Origin of the sequence: Virgibacillus phasianinus, from assembly GCF_002216775.1 — a bacterium.
Lineage (GTDB): Bacteria > Bacillota > Bacilli > Bacillales > Amphibacillaceae > Virgibacillus_F > Virgibacillus_F phasianinus.
Map to the genome: position 1 here is coordinate 108550 of NZ_CP022315.1, position 19639 is coordinate 128188.

Below are 19639 nucleotides of genomic sequence, written 5' to 3' on the forward strand. Positions count from 1 at the left end.
CTATCTTCCTTTCTTATAAGCCCATATTTTTCGCAATGATTACTTTCATAATTTCATTCGAACCTGCATAAATCGATGCGACTGCCACATCGCGATATCGTCTCGCAATCTCATATTCTTCCATATAGCCATACCCACCATGCAACTGCATACATTCACCCACCACTTTCTTTGCCAGGTCAGTCGTCCACCATTTGGCCATCGAAACCTCATCCACTATTTCCTTTCCTGCAACATGGTCAACAATCAGCCTATCAACAAAAGTCCTGCCGATTTGAATTTCAGTTTTCATTTCGGCAAGTTTGAACTGCGTATTTTGAAACTGGCTGATACTCTGTCCAAAAGCATTCCGTTGTTTGACATAATCAACCGTTACTCCCAGCATTATTTCAGCTGCTGCTATACTTTGAATGGCAACCATCAACCGTTCCTGTTGCAGCTTCTCCATCAAATAATAAAAACCTTTTCCCTCTTCACCTAGTAAATTGCTTGAAGGAACCCGGACATCCTCAAAAATTAATTCACATGTATCATTTGCATGCTGACCAACTTTGTGAAGCTTTTTGTTTTTTGTAAATCCTTGGGTGCCTGCTTCCACAACAACAAGGCTGATCCCCTTGTGCGCCGGATTCGCATGTGGATCTGTTTTACAAACAACGACAGCTAAATCGGCAGTGTAGCCGTTCGTAATAAACGTCTTTTCCCCGTTTATGATGTAGTCGTCACCATCCTTGCTGGCAGTCGTCTTGATCGCTGCCAAGTCTGATCCAGCTACAGGTTCTGTCATGGCAATAGCGGAAATTAAATCACCGGTGATGGCGCCCGGAAGCCAAGCGGTTTTCTGTGAATCAGTACCATAGGAAGCAATATACGGCATGACAATATCATTATGGAGACCAAACCCAACCATGCCTGTGCCAACCCGTTCAAATTCCTCATTGAGTACAACCGAATAGCCAAAATCAGCTCGGAACGCTCCATATTTCTCACCAGCCCAGGGACAGAGATATCCCTGCTCCCCTGCCTTTTTCCAAAAAGATCTGGAAACCTGCTGCTCACGCTCCCATTGATCATAATAGGGATATGCTTCTTTTTCCAGAAACTTTCGTAATGAACGGCGGAAAATTTCATGTTCTTCACGTAAATATGATCGTTCCATGTTGTTAATCTCCTCCCTATATAAATGATAGTTATGAACAATTAGATGGCTAGGTTGCGTGATAAATAATCAAAACGATTAGGCAATTTCTGTCGCATCCCTTTTCATATTCCCTATGTTTAATTAAATATAATTTTAGGTGTTTACTTCTAAATGTCAAGATAGCTTTCTAAATTATTCAACTATTATTAAAGGCTGTCAACTAGGATTCATTTCCGCGAAAAAGCAAAGGGGCTGGGACAAAACTAAAATGTCCAACTCAAAAAACGAACGATCAAGGGGTAGGAAGTTTAGAATGTTTCTTTCCAACAATCGGATCTTAATAAGCAGTTGACATAAACTACTATCATGTTCGGTGCCTTGTCACCGCTGCGGAAAAACACTGCGCTTTCAGTGGCAGCTGATGAGCCTTCTCGAGCTTACGCTGAGGCCACTGAAAAAGGTAAATGTAGTACAAAATAGGTGGATCTCTGATCGCATCTTGAATATACTGCGCTTTCCGCGGGCGAGTGACGAGTCTCCTCGGACTGACGTCCTCCGGGGTCTCGTCGATCTCTCACTTCCCGCAGGAGTCTCCGTATATTCAAGATGCTAAGTTAAGGTGAATAGCTAAATTTATCAAATCCACCACTTTTTCAGTGCCTTCCTTACGCTCTCCCGGGGTCTCATCGAGGCTTCTGCTCCCACAGGAGTCTCCGTGTTTTTCCTCCGCTAATATGTCATTAGACAAAACAGTATTATATAGTAAGTCCACTATTACGTGATGTCTTACGCTCCGGACCGTTGACTCCTGCTTAGAACAGCGCGAGCTGAAGACCCCGCAGAGTGGTTAAATAATGAAGGCCGACTAAAACCGCCCTTTGCGGGCAACGTCGGCATACCCCTTGCCGGGGCAAGGAGGCTGAAGCCGTGCCCTAAGGTGCGCAACGGTCCGAAGCGGAAAACAATCTAGCGCATACTTTTTAGCTTTAAGTTTACAAAAACAGACAAGAAAAAATCCGAACTACTTCAAATTCTAATCAAAGAATTGAATCATAGTTCGGATTTCTCTCTGGCTAAAACACTTTTGTCCCAGCCTCTTGCTTTTTTTATTTAAACGCTCTTTACTTTTATAATCAGCTGCATACTTCGGTTTTACTGAATCGTTACTTTAACAGTGCGTACTCCCCACTCCAACGCTGCCTGTCGGGTCGGAACATACACATCAATTTTGTTACCATTAATTGCACTGCCAATATCGCCTGCTATCGCGTAACCATATCCTTCGACATGAACGACAGAACCTATTGGGATAACGCTTGGGTCAACTGCAATTACTTTAGCGTTAGGATTTTCCCTAAGATTGATTCCAGTGTACGTTACTCCAGATCCGCCAGCACTCTCCATTGTATAGGCTGTTGCAGTAACGGTAAATGATTTTTTGTCTGTATTGTCCTGTGGTTTCTTTTCTGGCTTTGGTGTTTCTGCGTCTTTTTCCTCTCTTGCAGCTGCTTCCGTTTTATTTTCATCTTCTTTATTTGCAACAGGCGTTACTTTATGTTCACTTTCTTCCTTAGATACAGCCTTCCCCTTACTTTCGGTTTCTTTCTCAGCTGCAGCTTTCATTTTATTTTTACGTTCTTTCACTTGTTCAGCTTGTTCAGCCTTCTTTGCTGCCTCTGCCATATTTTGTTTTACATCTCTTTCAAGTGAAGCAAGCTCTTTGTCTTCACTTTTCAATTTATCTATTACTGCAATAAACTCCTGCTGTTTCTTTTCTAGTGAATCTTTACGCTTTTCGTTTTGCAGCTTTTCTTCATTAATTTCTGCTAAGGTTTCTTCTTGTTTTGTTTTCATGGCGTTTAAATCGTCGAGCTTCTCTAATGCAAGCTTTTTCTTTTCGGCTACTTTATGTATATCACTGTCTAGCTTTTCTAATAAGGATGCATCAGAATCAGTAATTTTGTTCACCATGGAAACACGGCTGATAAAATCACCAAAACTTTGCGAACCAAAGATTACCTCTAAATAACTTACCGAACCACCGGCTTTTTGATAGGAGGCAATTCGATTCTTTAATAGTTCTTGACGTTTTTCAATATCCGTCTCTAGTTCCTTGATTTCATTTTGAAGCGTTCTAATTTCTTCAATAGTTTTTGAAATGGTTTGTTCCGTTTTTCCAATCATCTTTTGCTTTTCGTTTAATGATTGCGTTACACGTTCAATTTTTTTATTCATTTCTTCTATCTCGGACATGAAATTAGCAACTTGTTCATCCGCTTCGGATAAGTTTTCTTTAACGTCCTTGCGTTGATCCTGAATGTTTTCCAGGTCTTGTTTGGTTTCTGCATAGCTATTAATACCAAAGGATAAGCTCAAGATAAGTGCAGTGGCTAAGGTAAGTGCAGTTAATTTTCTTGTCAACATTTTCCCCCGCTTCCTGTTTCTATTAAAAGTTCCAGCATTTTGATTCTATAGTACCATCTGAAATTTACACCAAGATTAAGGCAATGTTACAACTATATTTCATGGTAGTTTTCCAAGACCACCCTTAGCTCTTTTTGTTTTTTTGTAAAAATTGCATATAAAAATTAATCTAGTAACAGTGATGACTTCCACCCGTACTTGCATTCTTTTTCATAAATCGGATATAATGATACTAAACTAATATTTGCGATGATAAGGATAGAGTACAATTACCCTCTGGACTGATAGAGAACTTGTGGCAGGTGAAAACAAGTGCCAAGGTAAATTGGAATTGGGCTTTGGAGCTGTAGAAGTATTAATAAAGTGATCTTGCAACTACTGCAGGATAATTAGGGTGGCACCGCGGTTCATTCGTCCCTTACGAGTGGAATTAGTGGGCTTTTTTTAATGCTCGAACATTCCTTTCACACTTTACTTTTAATGGAGGAAAACAGGATGAAAACAATTTTTTCAGGCATACAGCCAAGCGGAACATTAACGATTGGTAATTATATTGGGGCAATGAAGCATTTTGTAAACCTGCAGAATGACCATAATTGCTATTTCTGTATTGTGGATGAGCATGCAATCACTGTACCACAGGATCGGCTTAAGCTCCGCAACAATATTCGCTCACTTGCAGCATTATATCTTGCTGCTGGCATTGATCACGAAAAAGCAACATTATTTATTCAGTCCGAAGTCCCGGCACACACGCAACTAAGTTGGATCTTACAATCAATCAGTTACACCGGTGAGTTAGAAAGAATGACCCAATTTAAAGACAAATCCCAAGGCAAGGAGGCTGTATCAGCAGCACTTCTGACATATCCACCGTTAATGGCAGCGGACATTTTACTTTACAACACCGATCTTGTGCCTGTTGGAGATGATCAAAAGCAGCACCTTGAGCTTACTAGAAACCTGGCACAACGGTTCAACAACCGGTTTAATGATATATTTACCATCCCTGATATCAGTATGCCAGAGGTTGGTGCACGAATTATGTCGCTGCAGGAACCGACTAAAAAAATGAGTAAATCGGATGAAAACGAGAAGTCATTTATTTCCATGCTCGATGATCCGAAAAAAATAGAGAAAAAGGTTAAGAGTGCTGTCACAGACTCTGAAGGGGTAGTAAAATTCGATAAAGAAAACAAACCTGGTATTTCAAATCTGATGACGATCCTTGCCAGCTGTACCGACATGTCGATCAAGGAAATTGAATTAGAATTTGAAGGTAAAGGATATGGTGATTTTAAAGCGGCTGTTGCTACTGCAGTTATCGACGTATTGGCGCCAATCCAGGAACGCTATCACGAGCTGCTCAATTCAGATACGTTAGATGAGATTCTGGACAATGGGGCTGAACGCGCAGCAAAAGTTGCTAATAAAAATCTAGCCAAAGCGAAGAAAGCAGTCGGACTTGGCCGAGTAAAAAAGAAATAAAAAAAGCGCAAACTCGCCAGTATCTCTATTTATTACAGGGTGCCGGATTTGGACATGACTGAGTTAAACTGTTAAAAAACGAGACAGCGGTAAATTGATCGCCGCTGTCTCGTTTTTATTTTGTAACTATTATCGTCTAATCTATCAGCTGATAGAAAATAACTAATTCTGTTTAGATGGTTTACCTTCTTGCACCTGCTCAAGTTCCCATAGTCTTTCGAGAAATGGCTGGCCCTTTATTAACTTTCTGCATAGGTTTTCATGTTCCATGCTCCAGCCTTGACGCACACCGTCATAAAGTACCTGCCAGATTTTATCAGGGTCCATGAAGCGAATATACCGATATTTTTTCGGATCCCATTCTGTCAGCCAATAGCGCAGTTCTCCATGATTATTTGTCGTACGTAATTGGTCTAGTGCCATCATCAATAATTGTTTCAACTGACGTTCTCTTCGGGTCAATCCATAAATCAATTCTGGTTCCATGGATAAAATATGATATTCTTTTTCTTTCATTTTTTCATCAAGCTTGAAGTTTTGCGGTTTGATTCCGGAAATCATATCAAAAACTTGTTGTTCCTGTCTTGGAATTAATCTGCTTTTTCGAATAGGAATTTGATAACCGATTGTATCGAAGGCAATAATATCGGTACCGTCAGTTACAACACAAGCATAATCCAATACAATACGTTCCTGTCCCTTGCGAATATATGCACGTTTACAGATAATGTCTAATAATGCTTTAGGAAGATCATGCATATTATTCTCAATGTACCGGTACAGGTCCTTGTTTATGTATAGCAACGGTACTTGGTCCAATAGCTCAATTCCATCTTCTTTACGCCATTCATGGAAGTAGCAAACACTGTAACCATTCTCTTCTCCTTCAAACCAGTTAACCCAAACATCATGTAAATATAACATTGTAAACCCTCACTTTGTATGCCACCTTTTAAGATACATTATGACCAGGATGTTAGAAAAATATTCGATTAATCCTATAATTTTCCTATCAGTTTGGGTAGCGGTAAAGTGCAATTATTATTAAAATAAAGCCTATTGGTAAGAAATAACATTCGGGTCTTACAACGATGTAACTAAAGAAATCGGCCCAAGCTAACCCCGCTGGTATAAAATTCATATATGTAATCAGGACAACCCCACCCGCGACAGCTAGTCCAAACCCAAGTAAAAATAAAAAGATCGTGAACATCATTATTTTCCCCCACCTAAACTTGTCCATTTTTTCTATAATGTATGCAAAACTATTATGAAAAATGAGTAATTCTTCCAAATGATAGACATGGTCCGCGTAAAAAGGAATAAAAGCAATTCGGCTTCCGGTGGAGGGCAGGCGCATTCCAGCATTTCTCCCTGCGAGCATAGATAGGCATTTTGGTTCTGATAATATAAAATTTCTATTTTGGATGAAATCCTTTTTCCCTTGACAGCCTTAGTATGAAATAAAGGGAAGGGTAAAGCGATTAGTATTCGCCGGACCGTGCACAAAAAAAGCTTGCAGAAAAACCAAAGGGTTTCTCTACAAGCTGAGGTATGAAAGCAATTTAGCTTCATACCTTCCATTTACTTATTATATTTCTTAAAAATTAGTGCTGCGTTGTGACCGCCAAACCCAAGTGAATTACTCATCACAACATTAACATCCTTCTTCCTTGCTTCATTTGGAACATAATCCAAATCACATTCCTCGTCAGGTGTTTCATAGTTCGTTGTTGGTGGGACAATACTGTCGGTAATTGATTTAACAGCAATCACTGACTCAATTCCACCAGCAGCACCTAGTAAGTGTCCTGTCATTGATTTGGTGGATGAGATGGCAACCTTATAGGCATGATCACCAAATACTTCTTTGATGGCCATGGTTTCAAACTTATCGTTCAAATCTGTACTGGTACCGTGTGCATTAATATAATCAACTTCTGTGCCATCAATTCCGGCATCGTTGATTGCCTGCTGCATAGCACGTGCCGCACCTTCACCGCCCTGCGCAGGTGCTGTAATATGGTATGCATCTCCTGTAGAGCCATACCCAATAATTTCCCCATAGATATGTGCTCCACGCTCTAAGGCAGATTCCAGTGATTCTAGGATTAGGATTCCAGCTCCTTCTCCCATAACAAATCCATCGCGATTTTTATCAAACGGACGACTAGCCGTTTTTGGATCCGGGTTGTATGACAATGCCTTCATGGAACTAAATCCGGCAAATGCCATATTCGTGATAGGGGCCTCTGTTCCACCCGTGATCATGTAATCCGCACCGCCGCGCTGGATTACTTTAAAAGCGTCACCTATGGAATTGGCACCCGACGCACATGCTGTTACCGTACAGGAATTAATTCCTTTAGCACCCAATTGAATGGACACCTGACCCGCTGCCATATCCGGGATGAGCATTGGAACAAAGAATGGACTTACCCGCTTATAGCCGCGCGATAAAAATTTATTATGCTGGTCTTCATAGGTGTCCATGCCGCCAATACCTGAACCAATCCAGACACCAACCCGATTGGCAATTTGATCATTGATATCAAGTTTGGCATCCTCAACTGCCATTTTTGACGCTGCCACGGCATATTGTGTAAAGCGGTCCATTTTTCGTGCATCTTTCTTTTCCATATATAATGATGGATCAAAGTCCTTTATTTCTGCTGCTACTGTTGCTGGAAAATCGTCTTTATTTACCCGGGTAACTGTATCAATCCCTGAATTCCCTTCAACAATATTATTCCACATGCTCGGAACATCTTTGCCGACAGGGCTTATTGCGCCTAATCCTGTTATTACTACTCTTCTTGCTTCCATTTTATTTCCTCCTCTTACACGTACCTGCTATTTTCCGTAACGGAAGGCAATTGCACCCCAGGTTAAACCTCCGCCAAATCCAACCATTACGACTAAATCATTATCTTTTATTTTACCATCTTTGACTGCCTCTGATAATGCAATAGGTATTGAAGCTGAAGATGTATTACCATATTTCTTTACCGATGTTGCCATTTTATCTTCTGAAATCCCTAACCGTTCACGGGCAGCATTCATAATACGAATATTTGCCTGATGCGGGATCAGATAATCGACGTCCTCTTTATTATAACCGGTTTTTTCAATCACATTAACCGATGACTGCGGCATTTGTCTTACAGCAAACTTGAACACTTCCCGGCCATTCATAATCAGTTGATTGTTTTCATCCTGGTATAAATGTTTCCCGCCAGAACCGTCAGATCCTAGTTCAAATGATAGAATTCCCTTCCCTTCAGAGACTTCTCCAACCACTGCGGCGCCAGCACCATCACCAAACAGGACACATGTATTCCGATCTTCCCAGTTGGTGATTTTCGATAGCTTTTCCACTCCAACAACTAGCACTTTTTTGTATGCCTTTGTTTCAATAAATTGCTTCGCTGTAACCATACCGTACATGAATCCGGAGCAAGCAGCGCCAATATCCATTGATGCAACTGAACCACATCCGAGGCGATTCTGCAAGCGGTTTGCTACTGAGGGAAAAGGTGTATCCGGAGTTACGGTTGCAACTAGGATAAGATCAATTTCCTCTGCTGAGACATTCGCTTCTTCCAGTGCCTGCTTGGCGGCAAAAAAGGCCATATCTGACGTGTCGATATCGTCTCCAGCTATCCGCCGTTCTTCTATTCCTGTTCGTGTTCTAATCCATTCATCACTTGTATCTACTATCTTTTCCATATCTTTATTTGTAACGACTTTGGTTGGAACATAATGACCTGTACCTAATAATCCAACATTCATCCTTCCATCCCCTTAAATAAGTTTTGTTATCAATTATTATGACTTGGTACTAATTTTAATGCATCGATGCCCCACTTGCAAGCAAAAATTAGAAAAGCATAAGCGCCCGTTTAGAAGCGGACGCATACGCTGGACCTTTAATTTATACTATTAGGTTACAGCTTCCTAACAGTTTCTTATTCATTCGGTAATATTGCTGTTTTCTTGTACTCTTTTATCATATTTTCCACTTTTTCCACGTAATCCTTTGGAATATCGGAACTGAACGGACCGAGCGTTATTGCATCGTCCTGAAAGTCAAACACAAGAATGTCACCCTTCAGCTTGTCCGAATTAAACTTTTCCGCAGCTAATGTATACAATCTATCAACATGCTGCACTGTGCTTGTTAATACAGTTTCCTCATCAATATTGGACTGATCTGTAACGTAGCCAACCGCGTATAAATCATCTTCACTAGCCTGCTTAATAACTTCTTTACTGTACGAATCACCCGTCGGATAAAAAACATCAACACCCATATCCTTCATTTTCTTATACATAATTAAGGCAGTATTCTCGTCGCTCCAGTCCTTGACATAATCAATATGAACGGTCACATCCGGATTCTGATATTTTGCCCCTTCATAAAAACCTTCAATTTCAGGCTGCCATTCATAAGCGGCAATAATTCCAACTTGATTGGAATCTGTCATTTTTCCAGCTATCATACCACCAAAGAAACCCATCGCATGAGAATTAAAATTCAAACTGGTAACATTTTTTGCATGATAACCGCCATTAAAATAAACAAATTGTACATTTGGATAGGATTTCGCGATGTTGACAAAATATTTCCCATAAATATTGCTATGGCCAAAAATTAAATTAACGCCATTGTTAACAAATTTATCTACGACTTCTGCTACTTGTTGCTGGGTCTTAACACCCTCCTCATAAAATACGTGCACATCAAACTTTTTTTCGATGGATTGCAAGCCTTTATAACCCTTATGTCCCCATGCCTGATCATGAATCGAATCTTCTACCAACATGCCGACGTTTTGAATTTGACCTGTCTTCGTATACATATTACACACTGTTATGATAAGAAGGCATGCTGTGGCTAGGAATATGACGTATAATTTTTTCAAGCGGCTGCACTCCATTCTACATCAAGGATCGTCGCAAAGGTTTCCTTTAATTCTAGTTATACCCATATATACAATGACGCTGAAGCAATGATAGCTCTGACATTACAGATAATTCTTTAGCTTTTTATAATGGTTAATAACTTCTGAAACTTTTTCATCTATAGGTCTATTTTCCCTAATATACAACTGTTTTTCAAGTGTTTCTTTGCCCGTCTTTACGTTTTTATCCCTGGTTAGTGAAATTTGCTTTGGTAAAACTGGTATCTTCATCCATTGCATCAAACAATCCACAAAGTCACCAACATAGATAGCTTGCGTTTGAAATTTTGTATCATCAAAACGTATATACTCTTGATTAACATACATTCCTTGTTCATCCATCGGCATCCATTCACCGAATACGAATGGTAATGAAATGTTGATACAATCTGATTCGGTTTTCTCGGCTCCTACACGATATGTCTTTACTGACTGTATCCCACCTGGCATCACTGCGTCTATTAATACCGTATCGGTGTACGTGTTTCCCTTTAATTCATCCTCATCATGATAGAGCGAGAATGAACTATTCCTTCCAAGCATAAAAGATAATTGTTCTTCCCTATCCGTAGTTAATTCTGACAGCCCATCCACCCGAACATCATTTTCAATAAATCGGTTAACTAAGTGAAACCCAATCCAGTGTAAACAATTGGTTACACATACTATCATGAACACCAGCCCTTTATTTATATTTATTTTTAAAACACTTTTCATTTCAACAGCTATTTGGTAAACTATATGAAGAAATGCAGAAAAAAATGAGGTGTGATCTATGCGGTTCTTCTGGACATTTATTTGGTCTTTACTACTTAGCAGTGTTCTTTCTTATATTCTGACAAGTATGGGCGGAACAGAGTTTAATTTTGTGCATACATTAGTGCTTGGAATCATTCTTACAGCAATCGTATTCATTTTGGCTGAAGGAGTTCTAAAAGACGGGAACAAAGCATAAGTAATTGATGCTTTATATAATTCAACCTTACATAAACCCTTGCCTACAAGGAATTGGCAAGGGTTTTGTTTTTTTATGGGCTTATTAACGGGCACTTGCGCTTTTGGTTTAATACCATGGTAAGATACTTAGTGCGGTTAGGGCCGCGAGTGGCAGGACAAGTCGGTTAAACCTTCTTCTTGGCCGCCCATACCCACCATGATAGTATGGTCCTGGATATCCATATCCGTATCCATAACCAAATTGACGTTCATCATTTCCGCGGTATGGCTGATTCTCAGATTGATCAATTGGTATAGCAATATAAACGTATTCATCGTCCAGACCAGTTATTATACCATCAATCTTTCTGCCATCATTTGTTTCTGCAAGAACGTATGCATGCATATGTTGTTTGCATAAATCCTGTATATGTTTTTTATCGTGTTTCATATTCATATTCATCCTCCTCACCAACTAGACTATTCAATTAGTTTGTTTTCCGTGATAAAGGGAGGACGTGAAATTTCATTTGCAATGGAGGTATTTATTTTGGAAGGTTTAACAGAACTATGGCTGCTAATAAAATATCTTGTCCTTGGTCTTATTCAGGGTTTTACCGAACCTATCCCGATTTCGTCGAGTGGCCATTTGGTTATTTTGCAGAAGCTGTTTGGAATTGAAATAGAAGGATTGTCGTTTGAAATACTGGTTAACTTCGGGTCATTAATTGCTGTCCTTGTAATATATTGGAAGGACATCATCCGTTTGATTCAAAACGGACTGAACTATCTACTTACAAAGAATCCAGAGAATAAAGCGGACTTTCAATTTATCCTCTATTTAATTATTGCAACAATACCTACCGGAATCCTCGGGCTTTTATTTGAAGACTATATTAGTTCGAAGCTGAGCACCGTTGCAGTTGTTGGGATAACGCTATTAATAACAGGGGCAGCCCTTTGGATTATCCGTAATTTAAGGGGAAGGAAAAGTGAAGGTGATTTGAAGGTCAAAGACGCGATTATCGTCGGTCTGGCCCAAGCAGTTGCATTAATTCCTGGAATCAGCCGGTCAGGTGCCACGATTGTTGCAGCAATGCTTGTCGGGATGAAAGTGGAAACTGCGCTCCGTTTTTCTTTCCTGCTTTACATACCCGTAAGTCTTGGAATCACTGTTATGTCACTTGGCGATATTGTCGGAGATGACAATATTGATGCACTGGCTATTCCTTATGTATTAGCCTTTGCCGCTTCCATTATTGCCACCTATTATTCGCTAAGGTGGTTCATGAATATCATGGCCCGCGGTAACTTGAAATACTTTTCATTTTACTGCTTTGTTGTAGGAATACTCGTTATTCTATTTCTTTAATCGGTATACCAAACCTCCACTTTAGTTTAACCTAAGGCCATTTAAGGGAATCATTCTTAGTAGTTATACTTGATGGAGGTTTCATAATGTTTAGTATTAAAGATGAAAACAAATTCCTTGATGTGCAATTGGGGACATACGAGGTTTCTTTCAGTAAAAAATATCGTTTCTTGGCTTTGATGAATGACTTTACATTGGGACTTGAGTTTCTAATTGGCAGTGTACTATTCTTATTTGAATCTACTCAAACGGGCGGCACCATCTTATTCATTATCGGAAGTGCTCAATTACTTGCCCGCCCAATCATTAAAATTATGCATGCCTTTTATTTTTCACGGGTTACCAAGAAAACAATGGATGAGGCTGAGACAAAAGTGGTTCAGTCAGAGCGAAATCCGAACGATGATCCATAATTCTTTAATTAGAATTTGGAGTAGTTCGGATATTTTTTAGTTTTGTAACTTTACTGCTAATTGTCCATAAACTGCGACATAACTAACTCCTCGAGCTTACGCTGAGGGCACTGAAAAAGGTATAGTTAATATACAAATATGTGGATCTATCGTCGCATCTTGAATATACTGCGCTTTCCGCGGGCGAGTGCCGAGCCTCCTTGCCCCGGCAAGGGGTAGCCGACGTTGCCCGCAAAGGGCGGTTTTAGTCGGGCTTCATTAACTGCCGTCCTCCGGGGTCTCGCCGATCTCTCACTTCCCGCAGGACAAGGAAAGCTCCTCCGAATAGGCATCGCACGAAGAAAAAGTGCTTTTCTTTTTCGAGGAGTCTCCGTATATTCAAGATGCTAAGTGAAGGTGAAAAGTTAAAAGTTAAAATCCACCACTTTTTCAGTGCCCTTCTATGTTTCCGGAGTTTCACCTATGCCTAATCGACTTACTACTCGCAATTACAATTATTAAAGAATGAAGAAATCGATGTTATGGCATTATAGGTAGCACTCAACCCTAGCGAAGGAAAAGTCTGAAATAAGTCACTGAGCAGTTCCTGGAATAAATGGGCATAACTAATAAGCCATCGCTTGGATGAGGATTTGGCAAATACTGGATGTTGCGATATAGAGGTTAAGTAGCTTTCTCCATAATCCGAAAACCTTGTGATTTTGCTAACAAAATAGCTTGTTCGACCGTGATCTCACGGCTTACTGGAAGAACATCAGCTTTTTGATATAAATCTGGATTATAGGATTCCTTTTTCTTTAAAATGTGGTATATTGCAGTTAACAACATTCGTGCTATGGCGATAATGGCACGTTTGTGACCGCGACGTTTTTTAATTCTTAAGTAGCGGTTCCGGATCTCGGGATGTTTTTCACTTTTGACTACAGAGGTAGCACACTGTACCAAAAGGGGTTTAATATAGACCCCTGCTCTCGAAATCCTAACTGACTTTTTCTTGCCGGCACTTTCGTTATTCGTTGGTGTTAGCCCTGCCCAGGAACAAGAATGCTTCGCTGTCGGGAACACGTCCATATTGACACCTATTTCTGAGATGATGGCAATCGCGGTAAAGATGTTTTTGATGGACGGAACAGTTAGAAGCAGATTGATTTCCTCCATGTAGGGCTCGGCAAGGGAAAGAATCAGTTTTTCAAGGTCTGCTTTACGTTCCTGCAGGTCCTCATAATGTTGTTTAATAACTGTTATTTTCCCCGCTTGTTCCGGTGTAATAAAACCATCCATGGCAAGTTTTAGTTCTGGAATCTTATTTCTAAGAGCCCCGTAAACTAGTGGTTCGATATCAAAATCCGTTTCCGTTGGATTTTCTAATAGTTTTTCGATAATATTCATCGAGGTTTTTCCAAAGGTATCAGACACCGCACTTCCAAGTTGGATGTTCGAAACTGTTAAACTGTTTTGTAATCGATTCTTTTCACTAGATGTAAAATTGGTTAGTTTCGAACGATAACGCATCAAGTCACGGAGCTGCCTGATCCTAGCCGGAGGCATAAAACTCCCTGCCACCAGATCATGTTTAAACAAATCCGCAATCCATTTGGCGTCTTTCTTATCTGTCTTTTTGCCACGGATTGCCTTCACATACTTGGGATGTGCTAGAGTGATGTTGCAGGAATCCTCTAAGATATTGAACACGGGAATCCAGTATTTCCCGGTAGATTCCATACAGACATCTAGACAATTGTTTTCCAAAAGCCACTGTAACAGCTTTCTCAACCCATTGGTATAGGTGGAAAAGCGATGGTTTTTGTAGGAAGTCACTCCTTGATGATCTGTTGAGGCAATACAGGCAACCACAAATCTTTTGTGGACATCAATGCCACAACAAATGGGGTAAACGATTTTTAAACCCATATAAAGCACTCCTCTCTAGAATATATAGAGATAGATCGCAGGGACTGATTACCCAGCTATAAACGAGTTGTTGTTTATACAAAGATAAGTCTTCGTGCTCGATGGCACACTTATTTGTGCTTGAAAAGGTAATCTACACATATAAACACGCGGTCACTCCGCTGTCGGAATAACCCACTTACCTCCACGTGATTTGTAGTGTGCGAAATAGCTCTATAATTCTAGAATAGCCAAATTAATGCGGAGCGCAAGGTTTATTTCATGTCGTTTTGTGCCTTGAGCGAAGCGAAAGGCATGATTATAAACACGGAGACTCCTCGAAAAAGGAAAGCACTTTTTCTTCGTGCGATGCCTATTCAGGGTAGCTTTCCTTGTCCTGTGGGAGCAGAAGCCTAGATGTGAAACATTTTAGTTAGTCCCAGCCTCTATATTGCCCTATATTGTTCTTCACCCACCGCTTACTGGCGGGATAAACGCAATCACATCTCCACTTTTAATGATACTGTCCTCTTCCGCGTACTCTTCATTGATGGCAACCATTGCCTGATCTATATTTTCGATTGCCAGTTCATTTAAATAATTTGTTTTTAAGTCGCTTACTGTAATGCCGGCAGCATCTATGGTCATGTTAGCCTTTCCTGCGGCTTCCTGCAGTTCAGCAAAAAATAATACATCAATCATTACGCATATCCTCCTCCACCGGGACACCCTTCTTGTATGAAATCTTTTCTTTCTGATCCCCTATCCAAAGACTGCCATCTTCCCAATGTTCCTTTTTCCAGATTGGAACGATTTCCTTGATACGTTCAATTGCATATCGGCTCGCTTCAAAGGCATCGTTCCGGTGTGGGGTTGAGACCGCGATTACTACGGCTACATCTGATATTTCAAGTCTGCCCACCCTGTGAACGATTGCTGTTTCCGTATTTTCCCACTTAGCAGCAATTTCCTCGCCAATTTGTGTTAATTTTTTTTCAGCCATGGAGGCATAGGCCTGATATTCTAAATACAATGTCCGCTTCCCTTTGGTAAACTCGCGAACTGTACCGATAAACGTATTGACGGCACCTGCTTCAGCCCGGGTCACTTTACTTATACAATCATTAATATCTATTCGCTGATCAGTAATCCAGAAATGCTTATCCATTGTAACACCTTCAATTGTTTATTATGTATGAAGCAATTTGCGTGATGCATGTATCTATTTTCATCAGATCAAAAGTGGGATAACCGGTTCGAATAGATCCATCTTGTGTTGCTACTGCTATTATATTTGAAAGTTCATCCAAAAGCGATAGATCTTCCTGGTTTCTCAATAAGACAATTTTCGGATAATCTGCTTGTTTAAAGCCCTCTACCAATAAAAAGTCAATTGGAAACATGGAGTACACGTTAATTAAATTTTCAAAAGGAAGATTACACAATGTCAGCTGCGTTATCGACTCGCCTTGCACACCACTAACAAGGGATCCAGATTCAAAATGAGAAATACTGTCTGTTCCAGCCGGTAATTCGATATCACCGCCATGACCATGATGCTTCAACGTTCCAACCCTGATGTTTTGATCGGCCAAATGATGCACAAGCCGGTTTACAACTGTTGTTTTCCAAGCATTTTTATAACCAACAATTTGAATGATATTCGCCACCTGTTATCACCACCAGACTAAAGAAAAAAGCTGATCCATGTAACATGAACCAGCGCTTTTCTCTGTACAATTATAAAGCATCAATCCGGAATTCCTAGGGCAATTTTTGCGTAACGGGACATTTTGTCTTTGCCCCATGGTGGATTCCATACAATTTCAACATTAATTTCTTTTATTTCCGGAATGTCGGACAATGCATGTTTAACATCCTGCTCGATGTGTGCAGCAAGTGGACATCCCATTGCTGTTAGTGTCATTGTTACAGTACACAGACCGTCATCGTCCAAATCAACATTATATATTAAACCAAGATTAACAATGTCAATCCCAAGCTCAGGGTCGATTACGTTCTCAAGTGCGCCAATCATATTGTCTTTTAATGCTTCTTCCATGGCATAAACCTCCCTCATTAGTCCTACCTCTTATTTAAACATATTTGCATTAAATTTTAAATCATTAGCTCCGGGTATTACAAATACTTATCGAACCATTTCACTGTCTCTAAAATCGCATAACGGCTAACTTTATGACCCTGGTTCGGTTGATTCAAAAACTTTATATCTTCTTTATCCTGATAAAGCTCGCGCGCCTTTTCATAAAAGGTAAAGGAATGATCAAACGGCACAACGGAATCAGATTCCCCGTGCCAAAACAGTAATGGCCGGTTATTTAATTTTTCCATTTGCTCTGACAAGTCGTATTTTTTTAATGCCTCAAAAATTTCATTAATCATTTCTTCTGATACAGGTAAATCCCCCATCCGTTTAAAGCTGGTAACCAGTGTATTCGCATAGGTGGTGATTTTTGGAGAACCCATCAGCACGCAGGCCACCTTTATCCATGGAAACTGCGTTAATGCAGCTGATGTGGTAATTCCACCCATACTTGTGCCAGCAATACCAAAGCGGTCATCAAGTAGTAATTTCTCCTTTTGCAGGACATCGTAAATTACTTTTGTTTCGTCGACATTCTGCATGACGATATCCCAAAATGAAATTTGTTTTTTGAGTGCTGATATCTCAATTTCACGTTCTCCATGATATTCACTGTCAGGCAGCACGACACGGAATCCTTTTTCAGCAAGGAGATAGGCTAGTGGTAAATTATGTTCTTTCGCACTTGTGAAACCATGATGATACAACACGACTGGCAATGCATCATTTTCTTTAGTTGCTTCTACAATAACTAATGCTGGAATATCATTAAACTTTCTGTTACTGATACCAATCATGGAATAATTCCCCTTATTTTATGTATTTATTTCATCATAATCCTGTTATCGCATACTTTGCAAGTATCAGACAATAAATGCTTTACATGAAAGGGTTTCCCTTATAAACTAATGTAATACGAGGTGAAGTTTATGGAAAAGAAAAGGCATTTAATAGCACTTGATTTAGATGGCACATTATTAACAGATAAAAAAGAAATAAGTGAGCGGACAAAGCAAACAATCCTCAAGGCAATAGAAAACGGGCATATTGTTGTCATCGCAACAGGTAGGCCACATCGTGCTAGCATCAATTACTACCACGACCTTGGACTCGATACCCCGATGGTAAATTTCAATGGCGCCCTAATCCATCACCCAACAGACGACAAATGGGATGTCTTACATAACCCAATGCCGATCCGAACCGCACATAAAATCATTGAAACCTGTTATGATCTTAACGTGCACAACATTCTGGCCGAGGTTAAAGATCAGGTTTATCTTGATCAGTACAATGAGGATATTATCGGGATTTTTCAATCAACCCAAAATGACCCGCCATTTACCATTGGCAGCCTTAAAAATGAATTAACAGAAGACCCAACATCCTTGCTGATTCACCCAAAAGAAGAAAATATCAAAGAAATACGCAGTCATTTAGATGATCATCATGCAGAATTAATCGAGCATCGTAAATGGGGTGCACCCTGGAATATCATAGAAATAGTTAAAAAAGGCATGAATAAGGCAGTTGGTCTGCAAAAGGTTGCCCATTATTTTGATATTCCCAAAGAGCGAATCATTGCTTTTGGCGATGAGGACAATGATCTGGAAATGATTGATTATGCAGGTGTTGGTGTAGCTATGGGAAACGGAATTGATGAGTTAAAAGCTGTTGCCAAACATGTTACCGGGTCAAATCAGGAAGATGGTGTTGGCATTTTTCTTGAAGAGTATTTAAATTTACAGGCAAGTACAACATAAATTCCTGTTATTTTCCATCAATATAAAAAAGAATACCGTCCATACTAGTAGTGAGCGCATCAAGCGTTCACTTTTCTTATTTTTGTTGGGAGGATTTACTTTGAGCAAACAAAGCAAATCAAAGCGTTTTACTCACCAAGGTGCAAGTTCCGTCAAACAACATGCCGAGCGTTTTCCTTATAGATCACGGTTCAGTGATGTAGAACGAAAACGTGAGGAAACGGACAACCACACATCAGGAGGGTTTTAGATGGAAAATAACCTTTTTCAACAAGCCAAAAATGCTGTCTCAAGCTTCACCAACAAGCAAGGCAACGCCAGTGAACAAGAAAAACAAGCAGCCAAAAATGCTGTTCAATCCGCATATGCCGATTGTTCACCGGAAGAAAAACAACAGTTACAACAATTGGAACAGCAGCTTAAAACTAAAAACCATTTAAGCTAATCACCAGGACCGACAATCCAATCCGCTCCAAACGGTTGTGTACGATTTCTCTTTAATTGATTATATTATTTCGGAAATTAATGCAAACGTGCCTCCACCTTTTCCGGGTGGAGGTTTTTATGCTAATATAGGTGTAAGTACATGAGTTATAGGAGGAATGAATGATGGGAGTTAGAGCAGAAGAAACGCCGAATCCGAATGCATTGAAATTCACAACAGATAAATTAATTTTTGATGGCGAAAGCAGCATCTCGGTAATGCCTGGGAACACGAGTGAGCATGAAATATTAAATGATTTAATGAAACTTGATGGTGTTGATAATGTTTTTGGCTATCAAAACTTTATCACGGTGAACAAACAGTTCGACGCAGAATGGGAAAACCTTTCCCCTCGCGTACAAGAAGTATTTGCAAAACATGGCTATTAATTACATAGTTACCATGCAGGACAGCAGAATTCCGGCTGTCCTTTTTTTATTTCAAAAAAGAGGCGATCGGGACATAACTAAAAATCATGTTTGGCGCCCCGGCGGCCGCTGAGGAAAAACACTTTCCGTGGGCAGCTAATGAGCCTCCTTGCCCCGGCAAGGGAGGCCACTGAAAAAGTGGCGGATATTAAAAATATAGCTTTTCATCATCACCTAGCATCTTGAATATACGGAGACTCCTGCGGGAAGTGAGAGATCGACGAGACCCCGC

The 19639-nt window shown here is 40.1% G+C and carries 23 protein-coding genes and 1 other annotated feature; of the genes, 8 read left to right on the forward strand and 15 right to left on the reverse strand.

Annotation, left to right across the window (positions count from 1 at the left end; all coding sequences use genetic code 11):
* Nucleotides 1-13 precede the first annotated feature (13 nt).
* Both CFK37_RS00560 and CFK37_RS20510 read right to left on the reverse strand, forming a co-directional pair.
* Nucleotides 14-1159, reverse strand: coding sequence for an acyl-CoA dehydrogenase family protein (locus CFK37_RS00560; RefSeq protein WP_089060080.1), 1146 nt, complete (start codon nucleotides 1157-1159; stop codon nucleotides 14-16).
* A gap of 1134 nt (nucleotides 1160-2293) precedes the next feature.
* Nucleotides 2294-3565 carry a PcsB-like coiled-coil domain-containing protein gene (locus CFK37_RS20510; protein ID WP_157724772.1) on the reverse strand — a complete coding sequence of 424 codons (1272 nt, stop codon included), beginning with the start codon at nucleotides 3563-3565 and terminating at the stop codon, nucleotides 2294-2296.
* A gap of 240 nt (nucleotides 3566-3805) precedes the next feature.
* Nucleotides 3806-3987 (forward strand) — a binding site (T-box leader).
* A 73-nt stretch (nucleotides 3988-4060) separates the two neighbouring features.
* Here CFK37_RS20510 and trpS point away from each other — a divergent pair.
* Nucleotides 4061-5053 (forward strand): tryptophan--tRNA ligase, encoded by a 993-nt coding sequence (gene trpS, locus CFK37_RS00570; RefSeq protein ID WP_089060081.1) that lies wholly within the window; start codon nucleotides 4061-4063, stop codon nucleotides 5051-5053.
* Nucleotides 5054-5215: 162 nt separating this feature from the next.
* On the opposite strand, the gene CFK37_RS00575 is transcribed toward trpS, so the two are convergent.
* The 6 genes from CFK37_RS00575 to CFK37_RS00600 form a co-directional block, all read right to left on the reverse strand.
* Nucleotides 5216-5977 (reverse strand): YjbA family protein, encoded by a 762-nt coding sequence (locus CFK37_RS00575; protein ID WP_089060082.1) that lies wholly within the window; start codon nucleotides 5975-5977, stop codon nucleotides 5216-5218.
* Between the two features lie 88 nt (nucleotides 5978-6065).
* Nucleotides 6066-6269, reverse strand: a complete 204-nt coding sequence (locus CFK37_RS00580) for a YuzI family membrane protein (protein ID WP_342746728.1) — start codon at nucleotides 6267-6269, stop codon at nucleotides 6066-6068.
* Nucleotides 6270-6637: 368 nt separating this feature from the next.
* Nucleotides 6638-7879, reverse strand: a complete 1242-nt coding sequence (gene fabF, locus CFK37_RS00585; protein ID WP_089060083.1) for a beta-ketoacyl-ACP synthase II — start codon at nucleotides 7877-7879, stop codon at nucleotides 6638-6640.
* Nucleotides 7880-7906: 27 nt separating this feature from the next.
* Nucleotides 7907-8845, reverse strand: coding sequence for a beta-ketoacyl-ACP synthase III (locus CFK37_RS00590; RefSeq protein WP_089060084.1), 939 nt, complete (start codon nucleotides 8843-8845; stop codon nucleotides 7907-7909).
* 176 nt (nucleotides 8846-9021) lie between these two features.
* On the reverse strand, nucleotides 9022-9978 hold the full coding sequence (locus tag CFK37_RS00595; protein WP_245837282.1) for a BMP family ABC transporter substrate-binding protein: 957 nt from the start codon (nucleotides 9976-9978) through the stop codon (nucleotides 9022-9024).
* A 102-nt stretch (nucleotides 9979-10080) separates the two neighbouring features.
* Nucleotides 10081-10689 carry a hypothetical protein gene (locus CFK37_RS00600; protein ID WP_089060086.1) on the reverse strand — a complete coding sequence of 203 codons (609 nt, stop codon included), beginning with the start codon at nucleotides 10687-10689 and terminating at the stop codon, nucleotides 10081-10083.
* Nucleotides 10690-10792: 103 nt separating this feature from the next.
* Between CFK37_RS00600 and CFK37_RS00605 the strand changes: the two genes are divergently transcribed.
* On the forward strand, nucleotides 10793-10972 hold the full coding sequence (locus CFK37_RS00605; RefSeq protein WP_089060087.1) for a DUF2929 family protein: 180 nt from the start codon (nucleotides 10793-10795) through the stop codon (nucleotides 10970-10972).
* Between the two features lie 108 nt (nucleotides 10973-11080).
* On the opposite strand, the gene CFK37_RS00610 is transcribed toward CFK37_RS00605, so the two are convergent.
* The gene (locus CFK37_RS00610) at nucleotides 11081-11404 is read right to left on the reverse strand and encodes a hypothetical protein (protein WP_089063496.1); all 324 of its coding nucleotides are present in this window, start codon (nucleotides 11402-11404) and stop codon (nucleotides 11081-11083) included.
* Nucleotides 11405-11488: 84 nt separating this feature from the next.
* On the opposite strand from CFK37_RS00610, the gene CFK37_RS00615 reads away from it, so the two are divergent.
* Together CFK37_RS00615 and CFK37_RS00620 are read left to right on the forward strand one after the other, a co-directional pair.
* The gene (locus CFK37_RS00615) at nucleotides 11489-12325 is read left to right on the forward strand and encodes an undecaprenyl-diphosphate phosphatase (RefSeq protein ID WP_089060088.1); all 837 of its coding nucleotides are present in this window, start codon (nucleotides 11489-11491) and stop codon (nucleotides 12323-12325) included.
* Between the two features lie 86 nt (nucleotides 12326-12411).
* Complete coding sequence (locus tag CFK37_RS00620; RefSeq protein WP_089060089.1) at nucleotides 12412-12738, forward strand: YrhK family protein; 327 nt, start codon at nucleotides 12412-12414, stop codon at nucleotides 12736-12738.
* Nucleotides 12739-13401: 663 nt separating this feature from the next.
* On the opposite strand, the gene CFK37_RS00625 is transcribed toward CFK37_RS00620, so the two are convergent.
* The 6 genes from CFK37_RS00625 to CFK37_RS00650 all read right to left on the reverse strand — a co-directional run bounded on the left by CFK37_RS00625 (nucleotide 13402) and on the right by CFK37_RS00650 (nucleotide 17529).
* Nucleotides 13402-14649: an IS110 family RNA-guided transposase gene (locus CFK37_RS00625; RefSeq protein ID WP_089060090.1), complete on the reverse strand. Its 1248-nt coding sequence runs from the start codon at nucleotides 14647-14649 to the stop codon at nucleotides 13402-13404.
* 447 nt (nucleotides 14650-15096) lie between these two features.
* Complete coding sequence (moaD, locus tag CFK37_RS00630; protein WP_089060091.1) at nucleotides 15097-15330, reverse strand: molybdopterin converting factor subunit 1; 234 nt, start codon at nucleotides 15328-15330, stop codon at nucleotides 15097-15099.
* Complete coding sequence (locus tag CFK37_RS00635; RefSeq protein ID WP_089060092.1) at nucleotides 15323-15796, reverse strand: molybdenum cofactor biosynthesis protein MoaE; 474 nt, start codon at nucleotides 15794-15796, stop codon at nucleotides 15323-15325. The genes moaD and CFK37_RS00635 overlap by 8 nt, the downstream gene beginning before the upstream one ends.
* A gap of 10 nt (nucleotides 15797-15806) precedes the next feature.
* Entirely contained in the window at nucleotides 15807-16298 is a 492-nt protein-coding gene (gene mobB / locus CFK37_RS00640) for a molybdopterin-guanine dinucleotide biosynthesis protein B (protein ID WP_089060093.1), read from the reverse strand.
* A gap of 80 nt (nucleotides 16299-16378) precedes the next feature.
* On the reverse strand, nucleotides 16379-16690 hold the full coding sequence (locus CFK37_RS00645; protein WP_089060094.1) for a metal-sulfur cluster assembly factor: 312 nt from the start codon (nucleotides 16688-16690) through the stop codon (nucleotides 16379-16381).
* Nucleotides 16691-16767: 77 nt separating this feature from the next.
* Nucleotides 16768-17529, reverse strand: coding sequence for an alpha/beta fold hydrolase (locus tag CFK37_RS00650; RefSeq protein ID WP_089060095.1), 762 nt, complete (start codon nucleotides 17527-17529; stop codon nucleotides 16768-16770).
* A gap of 132 nt (nucleotides 17530-17661) precedes the next feature.
* Between CFK37_RS00650 and CFK37_RS00655 the strand changes: the two genes are divergently transcribed.
* The 4 genes from CFK37_RS00655 (at nucleotide 17662) to CFK37_RS00665 (ending at nucleotide 19368) form a co-directional block, all read left to right on the forward strand.
* Nucleotides 17662-18495: a Cof-type HAD-IIB family hydrolase gene (locus CFK37_RS00655; protein ID WP_089060096.1), complete on the forward strand. Its 834-nt coding sequence runs from the start codon at nucleotides 17662-17664 to the stop codon at nucleotides 18493-18495.
* 100 nt (nucleotides 18496-18595) lie between these two features.
* Nucleotides 18596-18745, forward strand: a complete 150-nt coding sequence (locus tag CFK37_RS20095; protein WP_172840434.1) for a hypothetical protein — start codon at nucleotides 18596-18598, stop codon at nucleotides 18743-18745.
* Nucleotides 18746-18940, forward strand: a complete 195-nt coding sequence (locus CFK37_RS00660; protein ID WP_089060097.1) for a DUF3813 domain-containing protein — start codon at nucleotides 18746-18748, stop codon at nucleotides 18938-18940.
* Nucleotides 18941-19104: 164 nt separating this feature from the next.
* Nucleotides 19105-19368 (forward strand): NifU N-terminal domain-containing protein, encoded by a 264-nt coding sequence (locus CFK37_RS00665; RefSeq protein WP_089060098.1) that lies wholly within the window; start codon nucleotides 19105-19107, stop codon nucleotides 19366-19368.
* Nucleotides 19369-19639: the final 271 nt, after the last annotated feature.